This window comes from Chryseobacterium caseinilyticum (assembly GCF_014837145.1).
GTDB lineage: Bacteria > Bacteroidota > Bacteroidia > Flavobacteriales > Weeksellaceae > Chryseobacterium > Chryseobacterium caseinilyticum.
Window position 1 is genome coordinate 1 of the sequence record NZ_JACYFS010000025.1, and the last position, 1,057, is coordinate 1,057.

Genomic DNA, 1,057 nt, shown 5'->3' on the forward strand with positions numbered 1-1,057 from the left:
GGAACAGGCACGAAGGTGTGGGATTTGGGAAATACAGAATTCGCAAATACTGTCGATTTTAATTTTTGGGCAAAAGCGGCTGCAAATACTGTTCAGTTTACATCTTCCAAAGGTGTTTCTGGTACCAGAAATATAGCGAGTATCAAATTAGGCAGTAATGGGCCTTCTCTCACGACCAAATCTCTGTCATCGGCTTTTCAGAATTTTTCCGCAACAAACCTGACCGTTACAGCAGGGAACAGAAACAGCTTCGTACCAGAGTTATACGTTTCAGCGGATGATTTTAAAAATTATTTTTTTGAAGCCGGAACGTATACATTTGAATTAAATCTTAATGCCAGAAGTACAGATAATTCAATCAACAGTCTGCAGAATACTTCTGTTCAGGTAAAGGTGCTTCCCAGGTCGGAGATTACAATCCCCAGTTCAGGAAAAAATGTAAACTTCAATTTTAATACGGCATCATTATACGCAAATGGCCAGTCACAGATAATTCCAAACCAGATTATATTATCCAATAATGAAAGTTTTGAACTATATGTAAAATCAGATGAGAATTATTTTAAAAAAGGCGGCCTTCAGACTAATATTAACTCCAATATATTAAAGATTGGGATCGATGGAAGTTCTGTAGATGCACCGTTATCCAAAACTCCACAAAAAATTCTCTTTGACGGAACACCTGTTCTGGACCGCCAGCTTAACGTAAAATACACAATTTCTCCTGCGGATGCACAAAGTTTGGTAGGGAAGGAAAACAGTACTTACTCAATCAATGTTTATTACAGCTTTACGGCAATCTAATAATAATACTTCTATCAACTCTTTTTTATGGACCACTTTAACGGGAATAATTATTCTTTGGATCAGAACGACAGTGATAAACTGAAAGCATTCGAAAAAAAATATGCCGACGTTTTTGATTTTTTAGTATATGCGGCTGCTAAGTTGACGGATTCGGAGCTTTGCAGCATAAGTATTATTTCTGAAGGGAAAGTTTTTGTTATTGCTTCCAGTGATGCATCACCTAATCAGGTTTATCAGCAGAATCCTCACT

General features: G+C 37.1%; 1 protein-coding gene and 1 pseudogene. Both read left to right on the forward strand.

The features are described from left to right. Positions 1 to 804: pseudogene (locus IC610_RS19930) on the forward strand (hypothetical protein); the annotation flags it as partial. A gap of 27 nt (positions 805 to 831) precedes the next feature. Continuing rightward, on the forward strand, positions 832 to 1,057 hold a 226-nt coding region (locus IC610_RS19935), incomplete at its 3' end, for a hypothetical protein (RefSeq protein WP_191738634.1).